Below are 26,264 nucleotides of genomic sequence, written 5' to 3' on the forward strand. Positions count from 1 at the left end.
TCTGCCCGCGTGTCGAACACAGGATAGGATGCCGCAGGTAAGGGTCGCCCCGTACTGCGGGGCGACGGCGACACCTAGTGAGAGTTCATCCGGATGACCGATTCCACGCCCCTGACCACACCGGCTGCACCGGCCTCTGCGGCCCCCAGCCCGGAACAGGCAGCCGCGCAGAACTGGCCGGATCTGCTCATGGCGCTGATGCACCAGCAGGACCTCACCGGGGACCAGGCGGCCTGGGCGATGGATCAGATCATGTCGGGCAAGACACCTGATGTGACAATGGCCGCATTCCTCGCCGCTCATCACACCAAGGGCGAGACCGTCGACGAGATCGCCGGGCTCGTGTCGGCGATGATGGATCACGCCGTGCCCCTGCCGGGGCTTGAGGACTCCGTCGACATCGTGGGCACCGGAGGTGACCGAGCGAAGACGGCGAACATCTCGTCGACCGCGGCCATGATCATCTCGGCCACCGGTCAGCGGGTGGTCAAGCACGGCAATCGGGCGACCTCCTCGGCCTCCGGGTCCGCCGACGTGCTCGAAGCCCTCGGCGTGCGCTTCGACATCACTCCCGAGCAGACCGGACAGATCGCCCAGGAGGTCGGGCTGGCCTTCTGTTTCGCCAACGTCTTCCATCCCTCGATGCAGTTCGTCGCCGCGGTCCGCCGACAGATCAGCGTGCCCACGGCATTCAACATCCTCGGTCCGCTGACGAATCCGGCACGGGCCCGTCACGCCGCGATCGGAGTCGCGGACGCTCAGATGGCGCCGCTGGTCGTGGGCACGCTGGCCAAGCGCGGTCATCAGGCGGTCGTATTCCGGTCTCGTGACGGCCTCGACGAGCTGAGCAACACTGCGGTCAACGACGTCTGGGAGGTCCGGCACGGCGAGATCGAGCACACGAGCTTCGATGCCCTCGACCTCGGCATCGACCGGGCGACGAAGGACGACCTGCGCGGCGGCGGGCCCGAGCAGAACGCCGACATCACGCGTGCTGTGCTCTCGGGAGAGCGGTCACCGGTCCGCGACATCGTCGCCGTCAACGCGGCCGCGGCTCTCGTCGCCGCCGACGAATCCGCCGTCGGAACCTTCACCGAACGACTCGCGACCAAGCTGCAGACGGCGATCGAGACGATCGACGACGGGAGCGGTGCGGCGAAGCTCGATCAGCTCATCGAGGTCTCACATCGCGTCGCCGAGGCCAATCGCACCTGAGGCCCGCGCATGGGCGTTGGCGCCTGCGCGGGGGAGCGACCAGCCGGCATCATCGGCCGGCGCAGCATCGATAAGCTCCGCGGTCTCGAGCCAGCCGACCAGCAGTCGCGTCTCTTCCGGCAGCGAGTCGGTGCTCCGCGGCAGCGGTCCGGGCGCCGGCACCCACTCCGCGGTCGATCGCAGCGCCGCGAAGGCTTCCGCCATGCCGGATCGCGCAGTGACGTGGCCGGCTCCGGCGAGTCGTCCGTGACGGATGACCGCGAGGTCCCAGCCGGACTCGAACCCGGGCGCGGCGGCGAGCATCTCCGGCACGGCACGCAGACCGGCGACGTCCTCGGCGCGGGCGGCGGTCGTGACCGCGGACCGCAGCGCGTCGCGGACCTCCGCCGCCGTTTCGAAGCGCGCTTCGCCTGCCAGGCGCTGCATCCGTTCGGCGCCGAAACGCTGCAGTGAGGACAGATCGTCGCCGAGGAGGTCGAAGAGATCTGCGATGCTCTCCCGGTAGGCATCGGGGTCGGTGATACCCGCGCAGGGTCCTCCGCACTGGCCGACCTGGGCGCTCACACAGGGTCGATGCTCGCCGAGGCTGCGTTTCGTCACCTTCGTCGTGCACCTCTTCACGGGGTAGAGGGTGTCGAGGAGCTCCTTGACCGCTTGGGCGCGTTTACGCGAGCGGAATGGACCCAGCGGCGGGGCGGGAGAGCGCTCGAGTGCCGAGTCCGAACGTGCCACCGACAGCCGTGGAAAGAGATCGTCGCTGAGCACGATCCACGAGTTCCGCTCGGGATTCTTCGAGCGTCGGTTGTAGGGCGGGGCGAGTTCGCCGATGAGCCGGATCTCCCTGACCTCGGCTTCGAGAGCGTGTGCGCAGGGCAGACAGCTGATCTCCTGCGCAGCGGTGATCATCTCCGCCATCCGGCCGCGGTTCTCCGAGGCATTGAAGTATCCGCGCACGCGGCGGGCCATATTTCCCGACTTGCCGATGTAGAGGACTCGCCTGGTGCCGTCGAGGAACATGTAGACGCCGGGTTCGGCCGGCACTCCCTTGGCGAGGTGCGACTTCGCCTGTCTCTTCGCCCACCCGGACTGGCGTACGGTCGACAGCTCCTCGAGGGTGGTCACCCCGTAGCCGCCGAAGCGCTCGAACAGGTGGTGGAGCAGCTCCCCGGTCGCCCGCGCATCGGAGAGCGCACGGTGATCGGGAGCGACCTGGGTGCCGAAGTGAGCGGCAAGCGTCGAGAGTTTGTGGTTGCGGACCTCATCGCGGCCGACGACTCGACGGGCGAGGGTCACGGTGTCGAGGACGGTGGGCGCAGGCCAGTGGTAGTCGAGCCTTTCGCACGCCGAACGCAGGAAGCCGATGTCGAACGGCGCATTGTGGGCGACGAGGACCGCACCGATCGAGAACTCGAGGAAGCTCGGCAGGACCGCGGCGATCGAGGGGGCGTCGTCGACCATCGCATGGGTGATGCCGGTGAGCCGGGCGACGAAGGGGCTGATGACCGACTGCTCGGGTTTGACCAGTGACTGGAATTCTCCGATCACCTCACCGCCGCGCGTCTTGACCGCACCGATCTCGGTGATCTCCGACTGGCCCGCCCTGGTGCCAGTGGTCTCGAGGTCGACGATGACGAACGTGACATCGGACAGCGGTGTGCCGAGGCTGTCGAAGGACAGCTGTGTATTCTGCAGAGCGCTGGGGGCGCGGTCGAATGGAACGGTCATGGTCTCCAGTGTCTCAGCCGCCGATGACACGGGCGCAGCGATGCTGTCCTCACACTGAGGAGCCGTCGCCGTCATCGGGCGACCGGTGCTGCGGGAGGTGGAAGAACAGTCCGATGCCGCCGCCTACGCCCACGGCGAGTCCGATGAGAAGATACCAGCCGGGCAGCGGACGGAAGAAGATGACCCCGATGAGGAGCAGGGCGACAGCGCCGAGGGCGGCCGCCCAGGACAGTACGAGCGTCGGGGAGGCGGTGCGCCAGCCGATGGGTTCGGCCGGTCCCGGCTGCCAATGATCGTCGTCGAGAGCGGCACGGACCTCCTCGGCGGGGATATCACCCATCGGGGCCGAGGGCTCGGCGATCTGTCGGACGAGGTCCTCCCACTCATCGTCGGCGATGCGCGAACGATCGCGGCCGATCCGCTCCGAATCGGGAACCTCGTCCCTCCAGTCTTCCCGTCCGTCGTCCTCCCGGCCGTCCTCGGGCGTCGTGGGGTCGTGCTCGTCATCCATATCCGTCACAGCAATCTGCGAGCGAGGGCTATTCCCCGTCCGCGCTCCTCCCGGCTCCGTCGACAGTGTCGGTGCAAGCTCGGTCGAGCACCACCTCGGCGATGGTGTCGGCGTCGAAATCGAGGGTGGCGACGTGTCGGGATCGGCGCAGGGGGACGATGCGCGGCGGGTGCGGCAGCCGCGAGCGCAGGACGCGCAGCGACCGCGGGCCGACGACGTTGTCCTCACCGGAGATCATGGCGGTGACCGGGCGGTCGATCTTCCACAGGTCCTCGCGCAGGACATTCAGCGCCCGGTGGAAGGTCGCCAGCGGTGCCAGGGGAGTGCGGGGGTAAGCACGCTCATCGCGGTCGGGGTGGGCGATGTCGCCGCCGATCGACGGGATGGTGCGCACGACTCGGCGGAGGGCGGGCAGCAGAGGTGCGAAGGGGGAGTCGATGTAGAGCGCGGGATTGACCACGACGATCTCGTCGGGCGCGCCTTCCGCGGCCGCGAGTGCCAGGGCGAGGGATCCTCCCATGGAGAGTCCGGCGACGATGACGCGATCATGAGCGGCCTGCAGTCGACCGAGTTCGCCGCGGGCCGCGGCGAGCCAGTCGGCCCACCCGGTGGAGTCCATATCCCGCCAGGTGGTGCCGTGGCCGGGCAGTACGGGCACACTGACGTCGATGCCTTCAGCCGCGACCGCGCGTGCGATCGGCACCCAGGGCACGGGTGAGCCGGTCAGCCCGTGCAGGAAGAGGACCGCGCTCGAGGATCCGACGACCTTGCTGTAGGCGGCCATCGGATCGGCCCGAGGTGTGAAATCGATCTCCATGCATCCAGCATGGCACGAATGACATAGTCTGGGCATCGCCGTTCACGGTTCGTGTGGATATATGATTGCCGAGGACGACAAGGAGTCGTACATGGAAGGGTGCGCGTGTTCTACTGGTTTCTCAAGCGAGTCCTCGCCGGACCCATCCTGCGGATCCTCTTCCGTCCCTGGGTGCGCGGCCTGGACAATCTGCCGGCGGACGGCCCGGCGATCATCGCGGGAAACCACAACCACTTCATGGACTCGATCTTCGTCCCTCTTCTCGCTCCGCGGCCAGTGGTCTACCTTGCAAAGAAGGACTACTTCACCGGTCGCGGGATCAAAGGGGCGGTGACCCGCTGGTTCTTCAAGCTCAACAACCAGCTTCCGATGGACCGCGGCGGAGGATCGGGTTCGCAGGCCTCTCTCGAATCCGGGCTCAAGGTCCTCGGCGAGGGCAATTCGCTCGGCATCTACCCCGAAGGCACCCGATCACCCGACGGCAAGCTCTATCGCGGCCGGACCGGCATCGCACGGCTCGTCCTCGAATCCGGCGCGCCCGTGATTCCGGTGGCCATCATCGGCACCGACAAGCTCCAGCCCGCAGGCAGGCTCGTGCCCAAGCTGCGTCGTGTCGGCGTGGTATTCGGCTCCCCGATGGACTTCTCGAAATACTCCGGGCTGCCGACCGACCGGTTCCTGCTGCGCTCCGTGACTGACGAGATCATGTACGAGATCATGCGACTCTCCGGCCAGGAATACGTCGACACCTACGCCTCGACCGTGAAGACGAAGCTGCTCACCAGCGCTAAGCCCAAGAAGTCCGAAAAGCCCGAGGATCCGTCCGCCGGTGCCGGCCACGGCGCCGAGGACGACAAGCCGGACACGCCGCCGAAGAAGCCCTGAAGCCCTCACCACCGGCTCCATCCGACGGCAGCGGTTCGTGTTCGAATACTGCGATAACGGCGACACGCAGAAATCGTTACCTTGCGGTGTTTGTCCTGACCGGGCAGGCAGAATAACTTGGAGTTGTTGAATCCCACTGTAGGTTCGCTGGGAAGAGGGCTAGAATGACTATGTTCTCGGTCCTTCCAAGCGACCTTCGCTTCCCCCAGGGACTTTAAGGAGGAGTCGGTGTGAACCGCTCAAGTCACGAAAGCGTCGACATGACGCCGATGCCGTCAGCGGCCCAAGGGCTGCTGTTCGATGATGATCTGCCCGTTCTCGACGAAGAGGCCGGCTACCGCGGTCCCACCGTCTGCAAGGTCGTCGGCATCAGCTATCGTCGTCTCGACTACTGGGCCCGCACCGATCTGGTCACCCCGTCGATCCGGAATGCGACCGGATCCGGCAGCCAGCGACTCTACAGCTTCCGCGACATCCTCGTACTCAAGATCGTCAAGCGACTCCTCGACACCGGCGTCGGGCTCCAGTCGATCCGCACCGCGGTCGATCATCTGCGGTCCCGCGGTGTCGAGGACCTGTCTCAGATCACTCTGATGTCCGATGGTGCCAGCGTCTTCGAGTGCACCTCGCCCGATGAGGTCGTCGACCTCCTGCAGGGCGGACAAGGTGTGTTCGGCATCGCCGTCGGCCGCGTCTGGAACGAGGTCGAAGGAACGCTCTCCGAACTTCCCAGCGAACGGATCCCCGAAGACGACGCCGTCATCGAGGCCATGGACGAGCTCGCCGCTCGTCGCGCACGCAAGAGCGGCTGAGGAGTCTCACCGAGTTCCCATCACCATCGCCGAGGCGGTCCATCCGACAGGGTGGACCGCCTCCGCGATTCCCGGTGGGGTTGGTGCTCCCGCACGAGATCTTGTGTGCGGTGAGGCGGATGTCTGGTCCGAGGTCTTGTGTGCAGGAGTCGGTGCCTGGTCCGTGGCCTCGTCCGAGTTGGGTGGACCCCGACCCGTGGCCTCGTTCGAGTAAGTGTCTAGCAGAAGTGCCCACGCAGTGCATAAATGCACTGCGTGGGCACTTCGGACATACAGTTGTGGTGGCTCCGGGTTCCCCTCGGGCCGCTCCGACCCGCGCCGGCAGGGTTCGCAGCGGGGCGCGACTCCTCGTCCGGTTGCTGCTGCTCCGCTACTGCTTGTCGGCCTTCTGCTTCTCCGGCTTCGCCGCAGCGCTGCCGCGTCGGCTGCGGATGCTCTCCGAACGCAGCGCACGCTCGAGCAGTGCGTCGAAGGAACCGGCGACCTCCTCGGCTGGTTTGCCCGGCCATGAGTGGATGGGGCGGGCCGAGCCCTGGGCCTGCTGCATCACTGCCCGCTCGGCCAGCGGCGGATTGAGCACGAGCGGCCCGAACATCTCTCGCATCTCCTGGATGCGGTAGTCGTGCTCGGTCGACCCTGCACGAACCCGGTTGACCACGAGGCCCAGCGGCTGCAGGTCACTCGCCCCGCGCTGGCGCAGCTCATCGGTCGCGCGCAGGGCACGGTCGGCAGCGGCCACGGAGAACAAGCTCGGTTCGGTGACGACGGCGACCCGATTGCTCGCCGTCCACGCCGTGCGGGTGAGTCCGTTGAGGCTGGGAGGACAGTCGATGAGGACGAGACGATATCCCTTGGCAATCCGACTGAGCGCGTCCTCGAGCCGACGCAGATAGCGCTCCGACAGCGACGGGCGATCGAACTCGGCGGCACGCGGCGAACCGGAGATCACATCGAGATGCCCGAGCTTATCGCCGACCCACCCCGAGGGGATGATCGCCTCGGACAGGATCTTCTGGGACTTCGGAGCAGCGAGAACATCGGCGATATCGACGCGCGTCGAGGTCGGCACATCGAGGCCGGTCGACGAATCCGCTTGGGGGTCCATATCGACGACCAGGGTCGGAATTCCCCTGCTGTATGCCGCCGAGGCGAGACCGAGCGTCACGGATGTCTTACCGACTCCGCCTTTGAGGCTGCTGATACTGAGGACAAGCACCCTCCTACGGTAACGTATCGGGCCGTGCCCGGCCGCGCCGACCACGCCGAGACACACGTCTCAGTCGAAAGTGGACCCCCGGTCGACAGAGTGTTCCAGGTCACTGAGTAGAGTATGTTCCCGACAGCCTGTCGACCAGTCGCACCAGTGCGGCCGATACAGAAGTGAGAGACACCTATGTTCTCTAAAGTCCTCGTGGCCAACCGCGGAGAGATCGCCGTCCGTGCGTTCCGCGCCGCCTATGAGCTCGGAGCCTCGACCGTCGCCGTCTTCCCCTATGAAGATCGCAACTCCGAACATCGCATGAAGGCCGATGAGGCCTACATGATCGGCGAAGAAGGCCACCCCGTCAGGGCCTACCTCAGCGTCGAGGAGATGCTGCGAGTCGCCAAGGAGAGCGGCGCCGACGCCATCTATCCCGGTTACGGCTTCCTGTCGGAGAATCCCGATCTGGCGCGGGCCTGCGCCGAGGCGGGCATCACCTTCATCGGCCCGAAAGCGGACGTCCTCGAACTCGCCGGCAACAAGGTGCAGGCACTGGCTGCCGCCCGCAACGCCGGCATCCCCGTCCTCGACTCCACCCGACCCTCGGCCGACATCGCGCAGCTCCTCGCAGACGCCGAGTCGATGGAGTACCCGCTCTTCGTCAAGGCCGTCGCCGGCGGCGGCGGACGCGGCATGCGCCGAGTCGCTCGGGCCTCGGATCTCGAAGATGCCCTCAAGGCCGCCATGCGTGAGGCCGAAGGCGCCTTCGGCGACCCGACGGTCTTCATCGAGCAGGCCGTGCAGCGCCCCCGCCACATCGAGGTGCAGGTGCTCGCCGACAACGACTCGAACGCCATCCACCTCTTCGAACGCGACTGCTCCGTGCAGCGACGTCACCAGAAGGTCGTCGAGATCGCTCCGGCCCCGAACCTCGATCCCGCCATTGCCGAGGCGCTCCACGCCGACGCCCTCAAATTCGCGAAGGCGCTGGGCTACCAGAACGCCGGCACCGTCGAGTTCCTCCTCGAGACCGACGGTCCGCGTGCGGGCAAGCATGTGTTCATCGAGATGAATCCGCGCATCCAGGTCGAGCACACCGTGACCGAGGAGATCACCGACGTCGACCTCGTCGCCTCGCAGATGCGCATCGCCTCCGGTGAGACCCTCGAAGGGATCGGACTGCGCCAGGAGGACATGCGGATCAAGGGAGCCGCCCTGCAGTGCCGCATCACCACCGAGGATCCGGCGAACTCGTTCCGTCCCGACACCGGCACGATCACCGCCTACCGTTCGGCCGGCGGCGCCGGTGTCCGCCTCGACGGTGGCACCGTCCACGCCGGGGCGGCCGTGAGTCCGCACTTCGACTCGATGCTCGTCAAGCTCTCATGCCGCGGCCGGGACTTCCCCCAGGCCGTCGGCCGGGCCAAGCGCGCCCTCGCCGAGTTCCGCATCCGCGGCGTGTCCTCGAACATCGGCTTCCTCCAGGCTGTGCTCGACGATCCCTCGTTCGTCGCCGGCGATCTCTCGACGTCCTTCATCGAGGAGCGTCCGCAGCTGCTCGACGCTCGCGTCAGCGCCGACCGCGGTTCGAAGCTGCTCGACTACCTCGCCGATGTCACCGTCAACCGTCCCCACGGCGAACCGGGTGTGCGCATCCGTCCCGGCGACAAGCTCCCCGACATCGATCTGTCGGTCGACCCGAGTCCTGGCAGCAGGGATCGCCTTGCTGAACTCGGACCCGAAGGCTTCGCTCGCGCCCTGCGCGAGCAGACCGCCCTGGCCGTGACCGACACGACCTTCCGAGACGCCCATCAGTCTCTCCTGGCCACCCGTGTGCGCACCCGCGATCTGCTGGCCGTCGCCGGACACGTGTCCCGGATGACCCCGGAGCTGCTGAGCATTGAGGCCTGGGGCGGGGCGACCTACGACGTGGCGCTGCGCTTCCTCGGTGAGGATCCCTGGGAGCGTCTCGAGGCGCTGCGGACCGCGGTTCCCAACATCAACCTGCAGATGCTCCTGCGTGGGCGCAACACGGTCGGCTACACCCCGTACCCGACAGAGGTCACCGACGCCTTCGTCGACGAGGCGGCTCGCACCGGCATCGACATCTTCCGCATCTTCGACGCTCTCAACGATGTCGAGCAGATGCGCCCGGCCATCGAGGCTGTCCGTGCCACGAACTCCTCACTGGCCGAGGTGGCCCTGTGCTACACCTCGGACATCCTCGATCCGAAGGAAGAACTCTACACGCTCGACTACTACCTGCGTCTTGCCGAACAGATCGTCGACGCCGGTGCACACGTTCTGGCGATCAAGGACATGGCCGGTCTGCTGCGTCCCGGTGCCACCGCGAAGCTCGTGACCGCACTGCGGGAGAACTTCGACCTGCCTGTCCACGTCCACACCCATGACACGGCCGGCGGTCAGCTCGCCAGCCTCTACGCCGCGGCCGCAGCCGGCGCCGATGCCGTGGACGCCGCGGCGGCGTCGATGGCGGGCACCACCAGCCAACCGAGCCTGTCGGCCCTCGTCGCGGCCTTCGAGAACACCGACCGCGACACGGGCATCAGCCTCGACGCCGTCAGCGACCTCGAGCCGTACTGGGAGTCGGTGCGCAAGGTCTACGCCCCGTTCGAATCCGGCCTCGCCGGACCCACCGGCCGCGTCTACCGTCACGAGATCCCCGGCGGACAGCTGTCGAACCTGCGCCAGCAGGCCGTCGCCCTGGGACTGGGGGAGCGATTCGAAGACATCGAGCACATGTACGCGGCGGCCGATTCGATCCTCGGCCACCTCGTCAAGGTGACTCCGTCGTCGAAGGTCGTCGGCGACCTCGCTCTGCACCTCGTCGGTGCCGGCGTCTCGCCGGAGGACTTCGCGGAGAACCCGGACAAGTTCGACATCCCGGACTCGGTGATCGGGTTCCTCAACGGCGACCTCGGTGATCCTCCGGGCGGATGGCCCGAGCCGTTCCGCACGAAGGCCCTGGCCGGTCGAGCGCACAAGCCCCTCATCGAGAAGCTCGAGCCCGCCGATGCCGAGGCGCTCAGGGAGTCCGGTCGGGAGCGCAAGGACAAGCTCAACGAGCTCCTGTTCCCCGGGCCGACGAAGGAATTCGAGCAGATGCGTTCGAGCTACGGCGACCTCTCCGTCGTCGAGACCTCCGAATACCTCTACGGACTCACCCCCGGCGAGGAGCACGCGGTCGAACTGGCCAAGGGCAAGAACCTACTCATCGGCGTCCAGGCGATCGGCGGCACCGACGAACGCGGAATGCGTTCGGTGATGTTCACCCTCAACGGCCAGCTGCGTCCTCTCAACGTTCGCGACCGTTCGGTCGAGAGCGAGGTCAAGACCGCGGAGAAGGCCGACCCGAACAACCGCGGCCACGTCGGCAGCCCCTTCGCCGGCGTCGTGACGATGCAGGTGCACGAGGGCGACACGGTCGCCGCCGGTGACACCATCGCAACGATCGAGGCGATGAAGATGGAAGCGACGATCACGACCCAGACCGGGGGCACCGTCTCCCGTGTCGCGATCGCCGATGTCCAGCAGCTCGAGGGCGGCGACCTCGTCGTAGTCATCGATGGCTGAACGCGACATCCGCCTCTGGGGCGACCCTGTTCTGCGCAGCGCCTGCGAACCGGTGACCGTCTTCGACGAACACATCGCAGCACTGGCCGAGGACCTCGTCGACTCGGCTCGGCCGGAGGGCCGAGCCGCCGTCGCGGCCCCGCAGATCGGGGTCGGCCTGCGGGCCTTCGGCTACGACCTCGACGGGCGCACCGGCTGCGTCTTCAACCCCGAGATCGTCGAACTCGGGGGAGAGCTGCGCGACATCGAAGAGGGCTGCCTGTCCGTGCCCGGACTGTTCTTCCCGACCCCGCGCTACGAGTTCGCTCGGGTGCGGGGTGTGGATGCGCAGAATGAGCCTGTCGAGATCGAAGGCACCGAGGTGTTCGCCCAGATGCTTCAGCACGAGGTGGGACACCTCGACGGACAGGTCTACATCCAGACCCTGCCGAAAGACCGCCGCCGGGAAGCCATGAAGCAGATCCGGTCGAGCGACTGGTTCCTCGCCCGCATGAGCTGAACCTTCCACCACCAGACATCGAATAGGAGCAGACAATGACCATTCAACGCACCGCCGTCATCGGCAGCGGACTCATGGGCGCCGGCATCGCCGAGGTGCTCGCGAAGTCCGGTCTCGACGTGATCGTCCGTGAGATCAACGACGAGGCCTCGGCTGCCGGCAAGGCGAGGATCGAGAAGTCCTTGGGCCGCGCCGTCGAGAAGGGAAAGCTCGACGCCGACGCCCGAGACAAGGCTCTGTCGAACCTGCGCTTCACCACCGACATCGCCGATCTGGCCGACCGCCAGCTCGTGATCGAGGCGGCAAGTGAGAACGAGGACATCAAGAAGTCGATATTCGCGGAACTCGACGAGGTCGTCACCGACCCCGAGGCGATCCTCGCCTCGAACACGTCGTCGATGCCGATCATCCGCTTCGCGCAGTCGACCTCGCGTCCCGAACGGGTCCTCGGCATTCACTTCTTCAACCCGGCACCCGTGCAGCCGCTCGTCGAGATCGTGTCGTCCGTGCTCACCGCCGACGATGTCAGGGACACCGTCACGGGATTCGTCACGGACGTGCTCGGCAAGAAACCAGTCCAGGCTGAGGATCGTCCCGGCTTCATCGTCAATGCGCTCCTCATCCCGTACCTGTGCAGCGCCATCCGGATGCTCGAATCCGGATTCGCGACGAAGGAGGACATCGACACGGGCATGGTCAACGGGTGCGCGCACCCGATGGGCCCGATCAAGCTCGCCGACCTCGTCGGACTCGACACCTGCCTCTTCGCCGCACAGAGCATGTACGAAGAGACCGGTGACCTCGCCACCAAGCCGCCGGTGCTGCTCTCGCGCATGGTTGACGCCGGTCTGCTCGGTGTGAAGAGCGGCCGCGGCTTCTACGAGTACTGATCGGCCGTACTCGCTGAGTGCCTGCAGACTCCGAGTCGGCCTCACCGGCCGCTGCGACCTGACGTGAAACGGCACCGCCCCCGAACCGATCGGTTCGGGGGCGGTGCCGTCTTCCCTGAGATGCCCACCGAGGCTGCTCAGACGGTGACGCTGCTTCAGCCGGCCATGAGCTTCTCATAGCTGGCCAGCCGCACGCAGGCGACGAGTCCGGCGGCGGCCAGCTCGACGTCCTCGAGCGTCGGCATCGTCGGGGCGATGCGGATGATGCTGTTGTTCGGATCCAGCCCGTAGGGATGAGTGGCGCCTGCCGGCGTGAGTTTGACGCCGGCCTCGGCGGCGAGCTTCACGACGCGATCGGCGATGCCGTCCATCGTCGTCAGGGTGATGAAATAGCCGCCGTCGGGGCTGGTCCACGTCGCCAGGTTCTCCGCCCCGAGCCCGTCCTTGAGTGCTGTGAGCACGGCGTCGAATTTCGGGGCGATGATCTCGGCATGCTTGCGCATATGCGCCTCGACTCCTGCCGAATCACCGAAGAAGCGCACGTGACGCAGCTGATTGATCTTGTCAGGACCGATCGAGACCTTCCCGAGGTTGGCGAGCATCCAGTCCACGGTCGCCGGACCTCCGGCGAAGAAGGACACACCGGCACCGGCATGCGTGACCTTCGAGGTCGATGCGAAGATCCACGCCCGTTCGGGGTTCCCCGCCTTGGCACACAGCGAGAGGATGTCGAGATTGTCAGGATGATCTGCCCGCAGGTGATGCAGCGCGTAGGCGTTGTCCCACAGCAGAGCGAAGTCCGGGGCGGCGGTCGGCATCGCCGCCAGCTGCCGCGCCCGAGCCTCGGTGATGGTGATGCCGGTGGGATTCGAATACATCGGGACCAGCCACATGCCTTTGACAGCGGGGTCCTCGGCGAGCTTCTGAGCCTCGGCGACCACCGGTCCCTCTTCGTCCATCGGGATCGTGAGCAGTTCGAAGCCGAGTGACTCGGCCAGAGTGAAGTGCCTGTCGTAGCCGGGCACCGGGCACAGCAGTTTGTGCGGTCCCTGCCCCCACGGCCTGTCGTCGACGGCGGTGCCGTGCAGCAGCGCGAACGTCAGGGCCTGGGTCATGAAGGTCAGCGACGCGTTGCCGCCGGCCAGCAGCTGGGCGGCGGGCACCTTGAGCAGGGGAGCGAAGATCTCTCGCAGTTCGATGAGCCCGGCCGCGCCGCCGTAGTTGCGGGTGTCGACCCCGCTGGCAGTGAAGACGTCGTCACCGGAGACCGCAGTGAGGAGGTCTGCGGCGAGGTCGAGCTGTTCGGGGGCGGGCTTGCCGCGAGTGATGTCGAGCTTGAGTCCGCGGGAGGCGAACTCCTCGTAGGCGGTCGACGCCTCATCCAGGCGTGTCTGCAGGTCGGACGGTGAGGGCATGGTGGTTCGTTCCTTCGCAGCTGGGGTCAGGCCGTTGAGACCATCCTAACGATTCTCCGGTCACTGCCCGACGTTAGAGTGGTATTCGGGACGCGGCGATCACGTCTGCTCACACGTGCGCGACCTCAACCGAGGACTCACACAGGTCTTCCCCCGAGAGGAGAGAGGCGGCAGCGATGGTGCGACCACGCGCGCAGGCGGTGCACGGACGTGGCTTCGGCGCTCAGGCCGCGACCTATGACCAGGTGCGCCCCGATTATCCCGCGGCCGCGATCGATCTCGCCGTCGACGGGTGGGACGATGGGTGGTTTGGTCTGCAGGTCTGCGACCTCGGTGCCGGTACGGGAATCCTCAGCCGGGAGCTCGGTGAGCGCGGCAGCCATGTCCTCGCCGTCGACCCAGACGCCGCTGCTCTCGAACACAATCCGGCGGACGGGCTGATCGGCACGGCCGAGGACACAGGCGCCGAGACGGATCGCTTCGACATCGTCACCGTGGCGCAGGCGTGGCACTGGTTCGACGAGGACCGTGCGGCGGCGGAGATCTCCCGGATCCTGCGTCCGGGCGGACGTCTGCTCATCCTCATCAATCAGCTCGATGTGCGTATCGACTGGGTGCTGCGACTGAGCCGAATCATGCATGCCGGCGATGTCTACCGTCCGCAGTACCGTCCGCGGCCGGGCCGGGGACTCGATCTCATCGACCATCGTCTCGTCGAGTTCGCGACACCGCTCGACGTCGACGGAATCGTCGACCTGGCCCGCACTCGCTCGTACTGGCTGCGCTCGAACGCAGCGACGCGCAGCCGGGTGGAGTCGAATCTGCGGGAGTATCTGAGCACCGAACATCCGATCACCGGCGCGGTCGATCTGCCGTACATGTGTCTGGCCTACCTGCTCGAGCACACGGCGAGCTGATAGTCCGCGGCGAACGGAGGCTGGCACAGAGACGGCGGGCCGCTCCCATTCGCAGGGAGCGGCCCGCCGATGCAGATGGGATTCGCAGTGCTGGTCAGCCTTCGCCGCCGGAAGCCTGGGGCCCGTCGGTCGAGGTCGATCCGACGACCTCGGGCCGATTGCCCGTCGACGCGTGGTTGACGGAGATCTTCCGCGGACGAGCCTCCTCGGCGACCGGGATGGTCAGTGTGAGGACGCCGTCACTGTAGTCGGCGCTGATCCGATCGAGGGCGACCCGATTGCCGAGAGTGAGCTGGCGGGCGTAGGTTCCGGTGGTGCGCTCGCGCGTCAGCCACTTCACGTCCTTGTCCGCGACCTCGGATTCGCGACGTGCGCGAACGGTCAGCGTGCGATCCTCGACGTCGACATCGATGCTGGCGGGGTCGACTCCCGGCATATCGATGCGGGCAATGAAGACCTCCCCGTCGCGGTAGAGGTCCATCGGCAGAGACGTCGCATTGGGTGTACGGGTGACCTCGGAGAAGAATCGATCGAGATCACGGATGGGGTCGAATCGTGTAGCCATATGCTTCCTTTCGCTCGGTTCCTATATTGAGTCAAACACACTCAACTTTGAAATGATTCCGAACTCATGAAACTCTCAGTTCGTGAGTCTGGTTCCGGTGCTTCTCGCCCTCCTTCCCGTCACGGTGCTCATCGCCTTGGGTCTCGTGCTCAAGCACCTGCCCGGCTTCGGCAGCGAGGAGTTCTGGTCAGGGGCGGAGAGGCTCGCATACTATTGTCTCCTTCCCGTCCTCCTCTTCACCTCCGTCGCCGAGGTGGACGTCGCCCATGTGCCGGTGGCGCGGTTGGCGGGCGCGCTCGTCATCCCCACTGTGATCGTCTCGATCGGAATCGTACTGGCCCGCCGAGTCATCGCCCGGGACCTGCCCGCATTCACCTCGGTGCTGCAGGGTGGAATCAGGTTCAACACCTATATCGGACTGTCTCTGGCCGGCAGCCTCTTCGGATCCGAGGGCTCGGCCGTGGCTGCGATCGTCGCGGCGATCCTCGTACCGACGGTGAATGTCATCTCCAGCCTCGGCTTCGAGTTTCTGCGGACGGCACCGAGCTCGATCCTCGCACTTCTGCGGGCCATCATCACGAATCCTCTCGTCGTCGGCTGCCTGGCTGGGGGAGCGGCCAATATCAGCGGACTGGGGCTGCCGGACCCTGCGGCCATGGTCCTCGATCCGCTGGCCGCGGCTTCTCTGCCGATCGGCCTGCTGTGCGTCGGTGCCGGGCTCCGCCGATTCTCATTCCGCGCACACGCCGCCGCCATCACCTCGTCGACGCTCATCAAGCTCATCGTCGTGCCGGGACTGTCTCTGCTCATGCTCGCGGTCTTCGACGTGCCGCCGGTGCCGGCTCTCGTCGGCATGATCTTCCAGGCGATCGCCACGGCAAGCTCGGGATACGTGATGGCCAGACAGTTGGGCGGGGACGCGAAGCTCATGGCCGCCCTCATCGCCGGCCAGACCGTGGTCATGCTCATCACTCTGCCGTTCGTACTGCTTCTCGCTCACGCCGTCCTTGGTTGAGCTTGGAGCCAGGTGAAGCGCAGACAGGCGAAGGCGCAGAGAGGGCGGTCGGTTCCTGTGTGGAACCGACCGCCCTCTCGTGGCGATTGCGCACTGTGCGCGTCAATCATGCATGAGTGCGGAACTCAAGCAATACGCGCATGGATCACGCGATGTGCGCGTCGATCACTCGCTGTCAGCGGTGATATCGGGGTGACGCGAGCCGAGCTCGGAGTCGATGCGGAGCACTCCTGCACCGTCGTCGCCGACACGCTCGAGGCGGCCGATGATCTCGGAGATGCTCGACTCCTCTTCGACCTGCTCGTCGATGAACCAGTGCAGCAGCGGCAGCACGTCGAGGTCGGCCTCGGACTGCGCGGTGCGGTAGATGTTGCGGATCGATTCGGAGACCTTCTCCTCATGTGCCAGTGCGGCCTTGAAGAAGTCGATCGGCTGCGATCCGGAGACCTTCGGTGCTGCGATGTCGCCGATCTGCGGGGCGAAGTCGCGGTCGAGGCAGTGCTGGGTGAACTTCGCGGCGTGGACCTGTTCCTCTTCGGACTGGGCGCGCATCCAGCGCGTCATTCCGGGCAGATCGAGATCGTCGAGCTGGATGGACAGCTGGAGGTAGACGAGGGAGGCCTCGAGTTCGAGGGTGACCTGCTCGTTGAGGACCTTCTGCATGGCGGGGCTCAGGTGCATGTATTACTCCTTTGCGATTCGAGACGGATCCGTTCCGCCTGCTCAGATACTATCCTGACACCTTTTCTAGAATGGTTCCAGTGTGGAAAGGCTCGGCAAACTCTCCGCAGGTTTGCCATACCTGCCCCATCTTCGGACAGCTCAGATCTGTGGGTGACGCAGGTGATGACCGGTAGCGGCTTCGAAGGCGTGGGCGATGCGCAGTAGCTCGACATCGGCTCCCGGCCGGGCCACGATCTGCACACCCACGGGCAGGCCCGAGTCGGAGAATCCGGCGGGCACGGAGATCGCAGGGCACCCTGTGGCCGAGATCAGGCACAGTGCGCGCATCCAGTCGAGATAGTTCGACAGCTCCACTCCGTTGATCTCGGTGGGGTATTCGACCGAGGCGTCGAACGGCAGCACCTGGCACGTCGTGAGCACGAGGACGTCGGCGCTCGAGAAGAAGCGTTCGACCTCCGAATGCAGGCGTGCCCGCGCGGCCTCAGCGGAGGCCACCTCGGCGCCGGTCAGCTCGAGACCCATTCGGAGGTTCCAGACCACCGAATCCTTGATCCGGTCCGGGTTGGCCTCATAGAGCGCGCCCCAGGATCCGACGAAGTCGAGTGCTCGGCGCACCCCGAACACCTCGTCGGCGTCCGTGAGGTCGGGGATCGTTCCCTCGACTCGGGCACCGAGGTCGGTGAAGACCTGAGCCGTCCCGCCGACGATGTCCACCACCTCCGTCTCGACAGGAAGGAGGCCATCGAGGTCGGGGGAGAAGCCGATGCGCACTCCCGTGAGATCGGGGGAGTAGCCTGCACCGAGCCCGAATTCGGGGAGGTCGAAGACACCTCCCGATTCGGGCAGCGACGCCGGTGCCGTGGGTTCGGGACCGGAGGCCACGCTCATGAGCAGCGCGACGTCGGAGACGGTGCGGGCCATGAATCCGGACTGGGCGAGCCAGGAGTACGGATTCGCCGGTGGGGTGTGCGGGATGCGCCCGTTGCTCGGGCGGAAGCCGACGACATTGTTGAACGAGGCCGGCGAGCGCAGGGACCCGCCCATGTCCGAGCCGTCACCGGAAGCCTGGATGCCTGCGGCCAGTGCGGCACCCACCCCGCCCGATGATCCGGAAGCCGATTTGGTCCGGTCGTAAGGGTTGACGGTCGTGCCGAACACCTCGTTGAAGGTGTGGGAGCCGGCCGCGAACTCCGGCACGTTGGTCTTTCCCGTCGTCGTGATTCCGGCGGCCTTGAGCCGGGCGATGATGAGGGAGTCGGTGTCGGGTACGCGGTCGGCCATGATGGGGGAGCCCCAAGTGGTGCGCATTCCGGCGGTGTCGTGGGTGTCCTTGTGGGTCATCGGCACCCCGTGCAGCGGCCCGAGGCTTTCACCTTGGGCCAGAGCCTCGTCGGCAACGGCGGCGCTGGCATAGGCCGCCTCGTCATCGCGGGTGACCACAGCATTGATCGCGGGATTGACCTGATCGATGCGGTCGAGGTGATCGTCCAGCGCCTCGCGGGCCGAGATCTCCTTCGCAGCGATTCGGGCGGCGAGTTCCCGGGTGGACAGCCAGCGCAGTTCCTCGCTCATCGGGTCACCGCCCGACCTTGCTCAGCACTGCGGTCAGAGCGGTGCGGAGTCCGGTTGTCAGGGTGGTCTCGACGTCGTCGGGGGCGAAGAAGGGCGAATGGTTGCCCGCAGGTGCTTCGTCGCCGGTGAACTTCGCATCGGAGTAGCCGCCGAAGAACCAGTACACGTAGGGGACTCCGATGTCATCGCCGAAGGCACCGAAGTCCTCGCTGCCGGTGACCGGGTCTTCGACGTGGACGTGCTCGGATCCGAGCTCAGCGGTGGCGGCGTCGACGAAGGCTCCGGTCTCCTCGGGATCGTTGTAGCAGCGGGGGAAGCGGTACATGTCCTCGATGAGGGGCTCGGGTGCGCCGGAGGCCTGCGCCTCGGCGAGGATGATGCGGCGGACTCGGTCGAGGACCAGCTCGCGGACATCCTCGTCGAAGGTGCGGATGTTGAGTTTGAACTCCGCTGAGTCGGGGATGATGTTCTCTTTGAGGCCGCCGTGGAAGGTGCCCACGGTGACGACCGCCATGTCGCGACCGGAGATCTCCCGGGAGACGATCGACTGCAGCCGGGTGATCATGAACGCGCCGAGGACGATCGGGTCGATCGCCGCCTCCGGCTGGGAGCCGTGGGCCTGTCTGCCCTTGACCGTGACCTTGAGGCAGTCGGACATCGCCATGGCAGTACCGGACGAGACGTAGACGTGGCCGGCGCGTCCCGGCCACACGTGCTGCCCGAAGATGACCTCGGGGCGGACGATCGAGTCCCAGAGTCCGTCGTCGAGCATCGCCCGCGCTCCTTCGCCGGTCTCCTCTCCGGGCTGGAAGAGCATGACGACGGTGCCCGACCACAGGTCGCGGTGTTCGACGAGGGAAGCGGCGAGGTAGAGTCCGACGGTGATGTGGGTGTCGTGGCCGCAGCCGTGCATCACCTTCGTCGTCGATCCGTCGGGAAGCGTGCCTTCGGCGGTCGATGCGTAGTCGAGTCCGGTGTCCTCGGTGATGGGCAGTCCGTCCGTGTCGGCACGGTAGCCGACGACGGGCCCCTCACCGTTCTCGATGACGGCGACGATGCCGGTCCCTCCGAAGGTCTGGGTGCTCAGTCCGAGCTCGTGCAGACGCTTCTCGATCTGCCCGGCGGTCCACGTCTCCTGCATGGAGAGCTCGGGGGAGCGGTGGAAGTCCTTGTAGTCGCCGAGGATGCGGTCGAGGTTCTCCTCGATCGCGGAGGTGAACACGGGGTTGAGCGTCATGATGTCCTTTCATCGTGGTTGCCTCCATGCTGGCAGATGCCGGAGACGGGTGGTTCTGCTGTTCGATGGGTGGCCGGGTGGTCAGTTGATGCCGACGTTCTCGCCGTCATCGCCCCGCCGGTCCGTGATGCTCTTCTTCCGGGTGAACCAGGTGATGGCGATGGTGAGGAGCACGACGATGGCGACGTCGCCGGGAGCGAGAACGGGAACGAGCGGAATGAGGACGAAGATGATGAGCGCGGCGATGCCGAGCGCGATGAGCGTCGACTTGACCTGGCGCAGTGAGGCGATGAGCTGGACGGTGACTCCGCCGAGGATGGCCGGCAGGATGTAGAGCTTCGCTATGAGGGTCACCGATTCGGGGATGAGCGTGAGCAGCCAGGTGCCGAGGATGCCGACGAAGAGCACCATCGAGGCGACGTGGATGATCGCTGCCCCGCAGATGGCCATCGTCGCAGCGTATTCGCCCTTGCGGGTGCCCGGTTTCGCTCCGATCGTGTCCTGCGCGACGATTGCCGAGGGCAGGAGTTTGTTCGAGATGTTGCCGATGAGGAATGCCTGGTACATCCCGGCCGGTCCGAGGATGGGGAAGTAGGTGAGCGGTTCGACGATCCAGAACACCCCGTAGACGGCGAAGACTGCGAGGAAACCGGTGATGATGGTGCCGAAGTCGATGTCGGCATCGGCGACGAAGAGCAGATAGAACGGCACCGAGGTGGCGATGAGGAAGCCGATGAACAGCGTGATCGACCCCCATTTCGTCGTGGTCCGTTCGAATGCTGCGTGGGAGGGTGCGGTGATGATGGATGACATGGTCTTCTCCTCAGGCTGCCGGGGCGCCGAGTCCGGCGTAGTGGGCGGAGTAGGCGGCGACGAGTCCGACGAGCAGCGAGATCCCCAATCCCCATTCCTTCAGCCAGGGCAACTTCAGTCTCTGTGCGAGGAAGAGGCAGATGGTCATGGTGATCGCGGAGGCGACGACGGCGATGACGTGGGTCGGCGATTTCGGGAGTTCGCGGAAGGTCAGTGCCGCGAAGGCTGCGAGCAGTGCGGCGCCGGGGATGATGGACATGAGCGCGGGATTGACCTTCTCCAGCTTGTGGGAGCTGCGCTTGAAGATCGGGGTGAGGACGAGGGTGCAGATCATCCAGCCTGCTCCCGAGAGGCTCATCGCCATGAGCGCGACGATGAAGACGCCGCGGGTGAAGGACTCATCACCGAGGTTCGCGCCCATGGTTCCTGCCGCGATGGAGGCGGAAGCCACCTCGGTGGCGGCTGAGCCGATGAGGCCGACGCGGACGACGACCGGGGGAGTGCCGAACAGCGGCAGCAGGGCGATCGCCACGAGCACGACGGACAGCGAGGGCCCGATCGCTGCGACCCCGCCGGCGCGGAAGGCGGCCCTGACCTCACGCTGGCTCATTCCGGCCGATTCGGCGTTCTTCCGCACGGCACTCATGTAGATGAGCGATTGGACGACGACGACTCCCATCACCGCCGACGCCAGGATCCACAGGATCGGTGTGTTGGCGAGTCCGATGTAGTCGGCTGAACCGCTGGTCAGCATCATGGCGGGGGTCCTCACTTCGCTGTTGTCGGCTGGGACGCGAGGAGTCCACGACGGCGTGTACTCGAGCGCGTATTCCAGTAACGTAACCCGAGTAAGGCGCAGATCACAGAGTCTGGGTCCGAGTTCCCACCCATTGAGAACGGCAGAGTCGATCAGCGTCATGAGCAGAATCGATAAGGCGTCAGTGAGGAGACCCATGACCATGGAGGCGAGTGTCGACGTGCACCTCGACCGCGCGGAGGAATGTTGGGTCTCCGCGCTCGAAGGCGTGCGCGCCGAGGATCTCGATGCCGAGAGCGGCTGCCCGGAGTGGACGAATCGCGAACTGATCAATCACCTCGTCGGCGGGGGACTGCGCTACGCGAAGCTGCTCGCGCAGGCGCCGCCGGCCGAGGTCGAGGCGACGCGCGGGATGGACCACCTCGGCGAGGATATGGTCGGATCGTTCTGGGCCCACGAGCGGACCTTCCGGTCATTGGCGGGGGAGTGCGACCTCGAGGTGACCGTGCCTCATCGCATCGGTCCGATCCGGGGCCGGCAGCTCGTGCGGATGCGCATCCTCGAACTCGCTCTGCACGCGGCCGACCTGTCGCGGGGGACCGGGGTGCCGTGGCTGATCGACGACGAGCTCGCCGAGTACATTGCGGCCGAACTCGGTGATCTCATCATCGACCTCGGGGCGACCGGTGGATATGCGCCGCCGCAGCGCGAGGACGGTGCGGCGGCGTCACCGGCTGAGCGCGTGCTCAGGATCTCCGGTCGCTGAGCGGCTCTGCGCCGACTACTGCGTCTTCTTCTTCGAGATGTGCATGGTGATGTGCGCGGTGACGAAGACATTGCCGTCGGCGTCGATGACGTCGACGGGTACGACGAGGTCGAACTTCTCGTCGCCGAAGACCGGGATCTCACCAATACGGGCGATCGCGCTCACGTTCGTCGAAGCCTTGGCCTTGTATTCGACGGTCATTCCTGCGGGAATCCAGCGATGAGTCGCGGGGACCGTGGCCTCGGTCAGCATGCCGCCGGCGATCTCTGCCATATTGCACGAGGCGATTGCGTGGTAGGTGCCGATGTGGTTACGCACCCCACGGCGATTCGGCGCACTGACGCGACAGTAGCCCGGGCGCATCTCGTGGATGAGCGGGTGGACGGTGCGGAAATAGGGAGCTTTGAAGCACACGGCCTGGGTGAACAGGCGTTTGCCCAGGGGTTTGTCCTGCAGCTTCTTCCACAGCGAGTTGATCTTGCCGCTGCCGGGAATTGCTGTGATCGGTGTGGAGTCTGTGGTCATCGTTGTGTCCTTCCGAGCGGCGGACCGGCGTCCATGCAGTCGGATGGGTCTGATCGTTCGCCGCTTCTGTGAGCTAAGTTACCTTTCAGTAGACTCTATCAGGCAGGTGTTCTCACTCACAGTCGGCCCATTCGGCAAGGGTATGGTCCCGAGTGCGCTCGAGCAGCTCGCGGAGTGCGTCTCGGTCGACGTTGTCCAGACGGGTGAGATACAGGCATGCCTTGCCGCTGCGGTAGGCGCCCAGCCGCGTCACGAGATCGGGCCAGCGGCCCTCGAAGTCGCTGGTGAGGTAGATCGTGTGCTGACGTGCAGCGGGGGAGAAGGCCAGGACCGGCATGGCTCCGCTGTGGCCCGATTCGTATCTGTAGGTCACTTCGCCGAAGCCGACGATCCGTGATGCCCAGATGACCGGCTGTTCGCCGGAGACCTCGCGAAGGAGTTCGATGAGCTCGTCGGCTTCGGCGCGTCGCGGGCCCTGGGCTCGGTCGAGGATGTCAGCGACTTGCTCGTTGGTCGGCCTCATCGCCGGTGTCCGCTGCGCCATTTCACATCCTGATTCATTGTCGAAGTGACATCCATGTCGGTGCCATCGTTTCGTCAGTGTCCACCCTAGACGCAGAGGTGGGGACACAGCGGCGGGGAGCGGTCCCCAGTTCTCTACTTAACATAATGTATATTATCGGCGTTACACCCAAAGCGCAGGCAGTAAGCGTGGATACCTTGCCTGCCAACGTATCCGCCCTCAGTAACGAATGACACAGACAACGGTGGCCGCGAACGACCATCATATCGTTCGCGGCCACCGTGGAGTCGTCGACGAACGTCTGAGACGTACGGACGCAACCGTGACGCTGGGTGCAGCGGAATCAGCCGCCGACGGTGACGTTGCCGCCGAGGCCGACCTTGCCGCTGCCCTTCGAGCCGCCGTCATCCTTCTTGCCGCCGCCGTCATCTGCAGCGCCATTGGACTTCGTCAGCCCGGCCTTCTTTCCACAGGTCGGCCATGCGCCCGGGCCCTGCTCCTTGAGGACCTTCTGAGCGATGCGGATCTGTTCCTTCTTACTGTGCTCGTCGGCGGTGCCCGAACCGCCGAAGCCGTTCCAGGTCTGCTTGGAGAACTGCAGGCCGCCGTAGTATCCGTTGCCGGTGTTGATGTGCCAGTCACCGCCGGATTCGCATTCGGCGACCTTGTCCCAGACGCCTCCCGAGGCGGCCTGTGCCGGTGCCGCTGCGCTGATGCCGGTCATTCCGGCGGCTGCGACCGCGCCGGCACCGACGAGCAGGGCGACCTTGCGAAGGCTTGTGCTGTAGAGGTTCACTGTGTATCTCCAAAGTACGACTGCATTTCGATTCTGTAACCCGGCCGTTACCGAGCCGTTATACACCGTAACGGATACAGCAGTGAGAGTGAACCTCTATCCGCTCCTGACGCATCCGAATCGCCTCAGTGCAGCCTCAACGGAGTCTGAGTGTCACTGCCCTACGTAGGCCGCCAGGTGCCGTGCCGTCAGACCCGCTGCATGCTCACCGGCCGTTTCAACGAGTTCTGCCGGACTGCCCGTGAAGACGATGCGTCCGCCGTCGTGTCCCGCTCCAGGACCCAAGTCGATGATGTGGTCGGCGTGTGCCATGACCGCCTGGTGGTGTTCGATGACGATGACGCTGCGACCGGCGTCGACGAGCCGATCGAGCAGCCGCAGCAGGTTGTCGACATCGGCGAGGTGCAGACCCGTCGTGGGTTCGTCGAGGATGATCATCTGAGCCGCATCGGCGGCCTTGGCCGAGAGGTGAACGGCGAGTTTGAGTCTCTGTCGCTCTCCCCCGGACAGCGTCGTCAACGGCTGTCCGAGGCTGACATAGCCGAGCCCCACCTCGGCGAGGATGGCGAGGATCTTCACGACCGCGGGAATCCGAGACGCTCCTGACGCGAAATGCTCGATGGCCGCAGTCACCGGCAGGTCGAGGACCTCACGGATATTCAGCCCGCCGAGCAGATACTCGAGCACCTCGGGCTGGAATCCCTTGCCCTCGCATTCGTCGCAGGGAGCAGAGACCCCACCCATGAGCGCCATGTCCGAATAGATGATTCCGGCCCCACCGCACCCCGGGCAGGCGCCCTCCGAGTTCGCACTGAAGAGGGCCGGCTTGACTCCGTTGGCCTTCGCGAAGGCCTTGCGTATGGGTTCGAGCATGCCCGTGTACGTCGCCGGGTTGCTGCGTCGCGACCCCTTGATCGGTGCCTGGTCGATCATCACCACGCCAACGCGTCCACGCAGCGACCCTTCGACGAGGCTGCTCTTGCCAGATCCCGCCACGCCGGTGATGACGGTGAGCACACCGAGCGGCACGTCGACGTCGACGTCGTCGAGATTGTGCGACGATGCTCCCCTGATCTCGAACGAACCGTCGGGTTCGCGCACTGTCTCCTTGATCGCCGCGGTGTATCCGAGGTGTCGACCGGTGAGCGTGTCCGATTCGCGCAGCTCGTCGACGGTGCCGGTGAAGGTCACCTCTCCCCCGCTGCTGCCCGCTCCGGGTCCGAGGTCGACGACGTGGTCGGCGATGCGGATCGTCTCGGGTTTGTGCTCGACGACGAGAACCGTGTTGCCCTTGTCGCGCAGCGCCAGGAGCAGATCGTTCATCGCTTCGATGTCGTGCGGGTGCAGTCCGATCGTCGGTTCGTCGAAGACATAGGTCACATCGGTCAGGGAGGATCCGAGGTGGCGCACGAGCTTGATCCGCTGCGCCTCTCCCCCGGACAGCGATCCGGCCGAACGGTCGAGGGAGAGATACCCGAGACCGATGTCGGTGAACGCCTGCACATCGGCCCGCAGATTGCTCAGCAGCACCGAGGCGGCGGGGGCCTCGACCCGATCCAGCCAGTCATGGATGTCCGAGATCTGCATGGCACACACCTCGGCGATGGACTTCCCGGCCAGCAGCGAGGAGCGGGCGGCGGCGTTGAGACGGGTGCCCTGGCACTCGGGGCAGACCGTGTAGACGACAGCGCGGTCGACGAATTCGCGGATGTGCTTCTGCATCGCCTCCCGGTCCTTGGACAGAAACGAGCGGCGGATGCGCGGGAGGAGTCCGTCGAAGGTGAAGTTCGTGCCGCTGATCCGAATCTTCTCCCCTTCGGCATGCAGCAGATAGTGGCGTTGCTGCTCCGAATAGTCCGCGACCGGCTTGTCGGGATCGAAGTATCCGGACTCGGAGAACATGCGCACCGACCATCCGCCGGATTTGTACCCGGGGATCGTGATGGCTCCGTCGTTGAGCGATTTCGACTCGTCGACCACCTCGGCGATGGCGATGTCCGTGGCCGTGCCCATGCCTTCGCAGTGCGGGCACATGCCGCCGTTGACGGAGAACTCCCGCCGCTCGACCTGCTTGCCCTCGCCCTTGTCGATCGTCACCGCGCCCCTGCCGCTCACGGTCGCGACATTGAACGAATACGCGTTCGACGATCCGAGGTTCGGTTCGGCCAGACGGGCGAAGAGGGTGCGCAGCTTCGCGTTGATGTCGGACACCGTGCCCACCGTCGAGCGCGGATTGGCTCCGATGCGCTCCTGGTCGACGAGGATGGCCGTCGTCAGCCCCTCGAGGACGTCGACCTCGGGGCGGGCCATGGCAGGCATGAAGCCCTGGACGAACGCCGAATAGGTCTCGTTGATCATCCGCTGGGATTCCGCAGCGATGGTGTGGAAGACGAGCGAGCTCTTGCCCGAACCGGACACGCCGGTGAACACGGTCAGCCGACGTTTGGGGATCTCGACGGAGACGTTCTTGAGGTTGTTCTCGCGCGCTCCGTTGACGCGGATGAGGTCGTGGCTGTCGGCTGTGAGCACG

General features: G+C 65.8%; 24 protein-coding genes. 9 read left to right on the forward strand and 15 right to left on the reverse strand.

Translation table 11 applies throughout. From position 1 onward, the window contains the following. Positions 1 to 93 precede the first annotated feature (93 nt). Complete coding sequence (gene trpD, locus J9314_RS09340) at positions 94 to 1,215, forward strand: anthranilate phosphoribosyltransferase (RefSeq protein ID WP_210605419.1); 1,122 nt, start codon at positions 94 to 96, stop codon at positions 1,213 to 1,215. Here the strand turns inward: trpD and J9314_RS09345 are convergent. Genes J9314_RS09345 through J9314_RS09355 form a run of 3 tightly spaced genes read right to left on the reverse strand, consistent with a single transcriptional unit; the run spans position 1,183 to position 4,268 of the window. Further along, positions 1,183 to 2,940 (reverse strand): DEDD exonuclease domain-containing protein, encoded by a 1,758-nt coding sequence (locus J9314_RS09345; RefSeq protein ID WP_210605420.1) that lies wholly within the window; start codon positions 2,938 to 2,940, stop codon positions 1,183 to 1,185. The two genes, trpD and J9314_RS09345, sit on opposite strands and share 33 nt — an antisense overlap. Before the next feature lie 49 nt (positions 2,941 to 2,989). Continuing rightward, positions 2,990 to 3,451: a hypothetical protein gene (locus J9314_RS09350; RefSeq protein WP_210605421.1), complete on the reverse strand. Its 462-nt coding sequence runs from the start codon at positions 3,449 to 3,451 to the stop codon at positions 2,990 to 2,992. Between the two features lie 28 nt (positions 3,452 to 3,479). Next, positions 3,480 to 4,268, reverse strand: a complete 789-nt coding sequence (locus J9314_RS09355; RefSeq protein ID WP_210605422.1) for an alpha/beta hydrolase — start codon at positions 4,266 to 4,268, stop codon at positions 3,480 to 3,482. A 105-nt stretch (positions 4,269 to 4,373) separates the two neighbouring features. Here J9314_RS09355 and J9314_RS09360 point away from each other — a divergent pair, with 105 nt between their 5' ends. Both J9314_RS09360 and J9314_RS09365 read left to right on the forward strand, forming a co-directional pair. Next, positions 4,374 to 5,153, forward strand: coding sequence for a lysophospholipid acyltransferase family protein (locus J9314_RS09360; protein ID WP_210605423.1), 780 nt, complete (start codon positions 4,374 to 4,376; stop codon positions 5,151 to 5,153). A 230-nt stretch (positions 5,154 to 5,383) separates the two neighbouring features. Beyond that, the gene (locus J9314_RS09365; RefSeq protein ID WP_166971694.1) at positions 5,384 to 5,965 is read left to right on the forward strand and encodes a MerR family transcriptional regulator; all 582 of its coding nucleotides are present in this window, start codon (positions 5,384 to 5,386) and stop codon (positions 5,963 to 5,965) included. Positions 5,966 to 6,335: 370 nt separating this feature from the next. On the opposite strand, the gene J9314_RS09370 is transcribed toward J9314_RS09365, so the two are convergent. Next, complete coding sequence (locus J9314_RS09370; RefSeq protein WP_181273765.1) at positions 6,336 to 7,181, reverse strand: ParA family protein; 846 nt, start codon at positions 7,179 to 7,181, stop codon at positions 6,336 to 6,338. 177 nt (positions 7,182 to 7,358) lie between these two features. On the opposite strand from J9314_RS09370, the gene J9314_RS09375 reads away from it, so the two are divergent. Genes J9314_RS09375 through J9314_RS09385 form a run of 3 tightly spaced genes read left to right on the forward strand, consistent with a single transcriptional unit; the run spans position 7,359 to position 12,149 of the window. After that, complete coding sequence (locus J9314_RS09375) at positions 7,359 to 10,760, forward strand: pyruvate carboxylase (RefSeq protein WP_210605424.1); 3,402 nt, start codon at positions 7,359 to 7,361, stop codon at positions 10,758 to 10,760. Then, positions 10,753 to 11,259 (forward strand): peptide deformylase, encoded by a 507-nt coding sequence (locus J9314_RS09380; RefSeq protein WP_181273763.1) that lies wholly within the window; start codon positions 10,753 to 10,755, stop codon positions 11,257 to 11,259. The genes J9314_RS09375 and J9314_RS09380 overlap by 8 nt, the downstream gene beginning before the upstream one ends. Positions 11,260 to 11,294: 35 nt before the next feature. Beyond that, positions 11,295 to 12,149, forward strand: coding sequence for a 3-hydroxybutyryl-CoA dehydrogenase (locus J9314_RS09385; protein ID WP_210605425.1), 855 nt, complete (start codon positions 11,295 to 11,297; stop codon positions 12,147 to 12,149). A 155-nt stretch (positions 12,150 to 12,304) separates the two neighbouring features. On the opposite strand, the gene J9314_RS09390 is transcribed toward J9314_RS09385, so the two are convergent. Further along, complete coding sequence (locus tag J9314_RS09390; RefSeq protein ID WP_210605426.1) at positions 12,305 to 13,564, reverse strand: aspartate aminotransferase type Ic; 1,260 nt, start codon at positions 13,562 to 13,564, stop codon at positions 12,305 to 12,307. Between the two features lie 176 nt (positions 13,565 to 13,740). On the opposite strand from J9314_RS09390, the gene J9314_RS09395 reads away from it, so the two are divergent. Then, entirely contained in the window at positions 13,741 to 14,481 is a 741-nt protein-coding gene (locus J9314_RS09395; protein ID WP_210605427.1) for a class I SAM-dependent methyltransferase, read from the forward strand. A 94-nt stretch (positions 14,482 to 14,575) separates the two neighbouring features. Here the strand turns inward: J9314_RS09395 and J9314_RS09400 are convergent, their stop codons facing one another. Next, positions 14,576 to 15,046, reverse strand: coding sequence for an Hsp20/alpha crystallin family protein (locus J9314_RS09400; protein ID WP_210605428.1), 471 nt, complete (start codon positions 15,044 to 15,046; stop codon positions 14,576 to 14,578). An 82-nt stretch (positions 15,047 to 15,128) separates the two neighbouring features. Between J9314_RS09400 and J9314_RS09405 the strand changes: the two genes are divergently transcribed. Continuing rightward, complete coding sequence (locus J9314_RS09405; RefSeq protein WP_210605429.1) at positions 15,129 to 16,061, forward strand: AEC family transporter; 933 nt, start codon at positions 15,129 to 15,131, stop codon at positions 16,059 to 16,061. Positions 16,062 to 16,226: 165 nt separating this feature from the next. On the opposite strand, the gene J9314_RS09410 is transcribed toward J9314_RS09405, so the two are convergent. The 5 genes from J9314_RS09410 to J9314_RS09430 all read right to left on the reverse strand — a co-directional run bounded on the left by J9314_RS09410 (position 16,227) and on the right by J9314_RS09430 (position 21,124). Then, positions 16,227 to 16,742, reverse strand: a complete 516-nt coding sequence (locus J9314_RS09410) for a ferritin (RefSeq protein WP_181273758.1) — start codon at positions 16,740 to 16,742, stop codon at positions 16,227 to 16,229. 141 nt (positions 16,743 to 16,883) lie between these two features. After that, on the reverse strand, positions 16,884 to 18,317 hold the full coding sequence (locus J9314_RS09415; RefSeq protein WP_210605430.1) for an amidase: 1,434 nt from the start codon (positions 18,315 to 18,317) through the stop codon (positions 16,884 to 16,886). A 4-nt stretch (positions 18,318 to 18,321) separates the two neighbouring features. Then, positions 18,322 to 19,554: an amidohydrolase gene (locus J9314_RS09420; RefSeq protein ID WP_210605431.1), complete on the reverse strand. Its 1,233-nt coding sequence runs from the start codon at positions 19,552 to 19,554 to the stop codon at positions 18,322 to 18,324. 81 nt (positions 19,555 to 19,635) lie between these two features. Continuing rightward, positions 19,636 to 20,367, reverse strand: coding sequence for a hypothetical protein (locus J9314_RS09425; protein ID WP_210605432.1), 732 nt, complete (start codon positions 20,365 to 20,367; stop codon positions 19,636 to 19,638). A gap of 10 nt (positions 20,368 to 20,377) precedes the next feature. Continuing rightward, positions 20,378 to 21,124, reverse strand: coding sequence for a DUF5058 family protein (locus J9314_RS09430; protein WP_210605433.1), 747 nt, complete (start codon positions 21,122 to 21,124; stop codon positions 20,378 to 20,380). A gap of 196 nt (positions 21,125 to 21,320) precedes the next feature. On the opposite strand from J9314_RS09430, the gene J9314_RS09435 reads away from it, so the two are divergent. Continuing rightward, positions 21,321 to 21,890, forward strand: a complete 570-nt coding sequence (locus J9314_RS09435) for a maleylpyruvate isomerase family mycothiol-dependent enzyme (protein ID WP_246490714.1) — start codon at positions 21,321 to 21,323, stop codon at positions 21,888 to 21,890. A 15-nt stretch (positions 21,891 to 21,905) separates the two neighbouring features. On the opposite strand, the gene J9314_RS09440 is transcribed toward J9314_RS09435, so the two are convergent. From J9314_RS09440 to J9314_RS09455, 4 genes are all read right to left on the reverse strand, one after another. Further along, the gene (locus tag J9314_RS09440) at positions 21,906 to 22,415 is read right to left on the reverse strand and encodes a hotdog fold domain-containing protein (RefSeq protein ID WP_210605434.1); all 510 of its coding nucleotides are present in this window, start codon (positions 22,413 to 22,415) and stop codon (positions 21,906 to 21,908) included. 112 nt (positions 22,416 to 22,527) lie between these two features. Next, positions 22,528 to 22,938 carry a DUF1801 domain-containing protein gene (locus J9314_RS09445; RefSeq protein WP_246490715.1) on the reverse strand — a complete coding sequence of 137 codons (411 nt, stop codon included), beginning with the start codon at positions 22,936 to 22,938 and terminating at the stop codon, positions 22,528 to 22,530. A 343-nt stretch (positions 22,939 to 23,281) separates the two neighbouring features. Next, complete coding sequence (locus J9314_RS19315; RefSeq protein WP_281412379.1) at positions 23,282 to 23,734, reverse strand: transglycosylase family protein; 453 nt, start codon at positions 23,732 to 23,734, stop codon at positions 23,282 to 23,284. Between the two features lie 153 nt (positions 23,735 to 23,887). Beyond that, positions 23,888 to 26,263, reverse strand: a complete 2,376-nt coding sequence (locus J9314_RS09455; protein ID WP_210605436.1) for an ATP-binding cassette domain-containing protein — start codon at positions 26,261 to 26,263, stop codon at positions 23,888 to 23,890. Between the last annotated feature and the right edge of the window lies 1 nt (position 26,264).

Origin of the sequence: Brevibacterium oceani, from assembly GCF_017948325.1 — a bacterium.
GTDB lineage: Bacteria > Actinomycetota > Actinomycetes > Actinomycetales > Brevibacteriaceae > Brevibacterium > Brevibacterium oceani.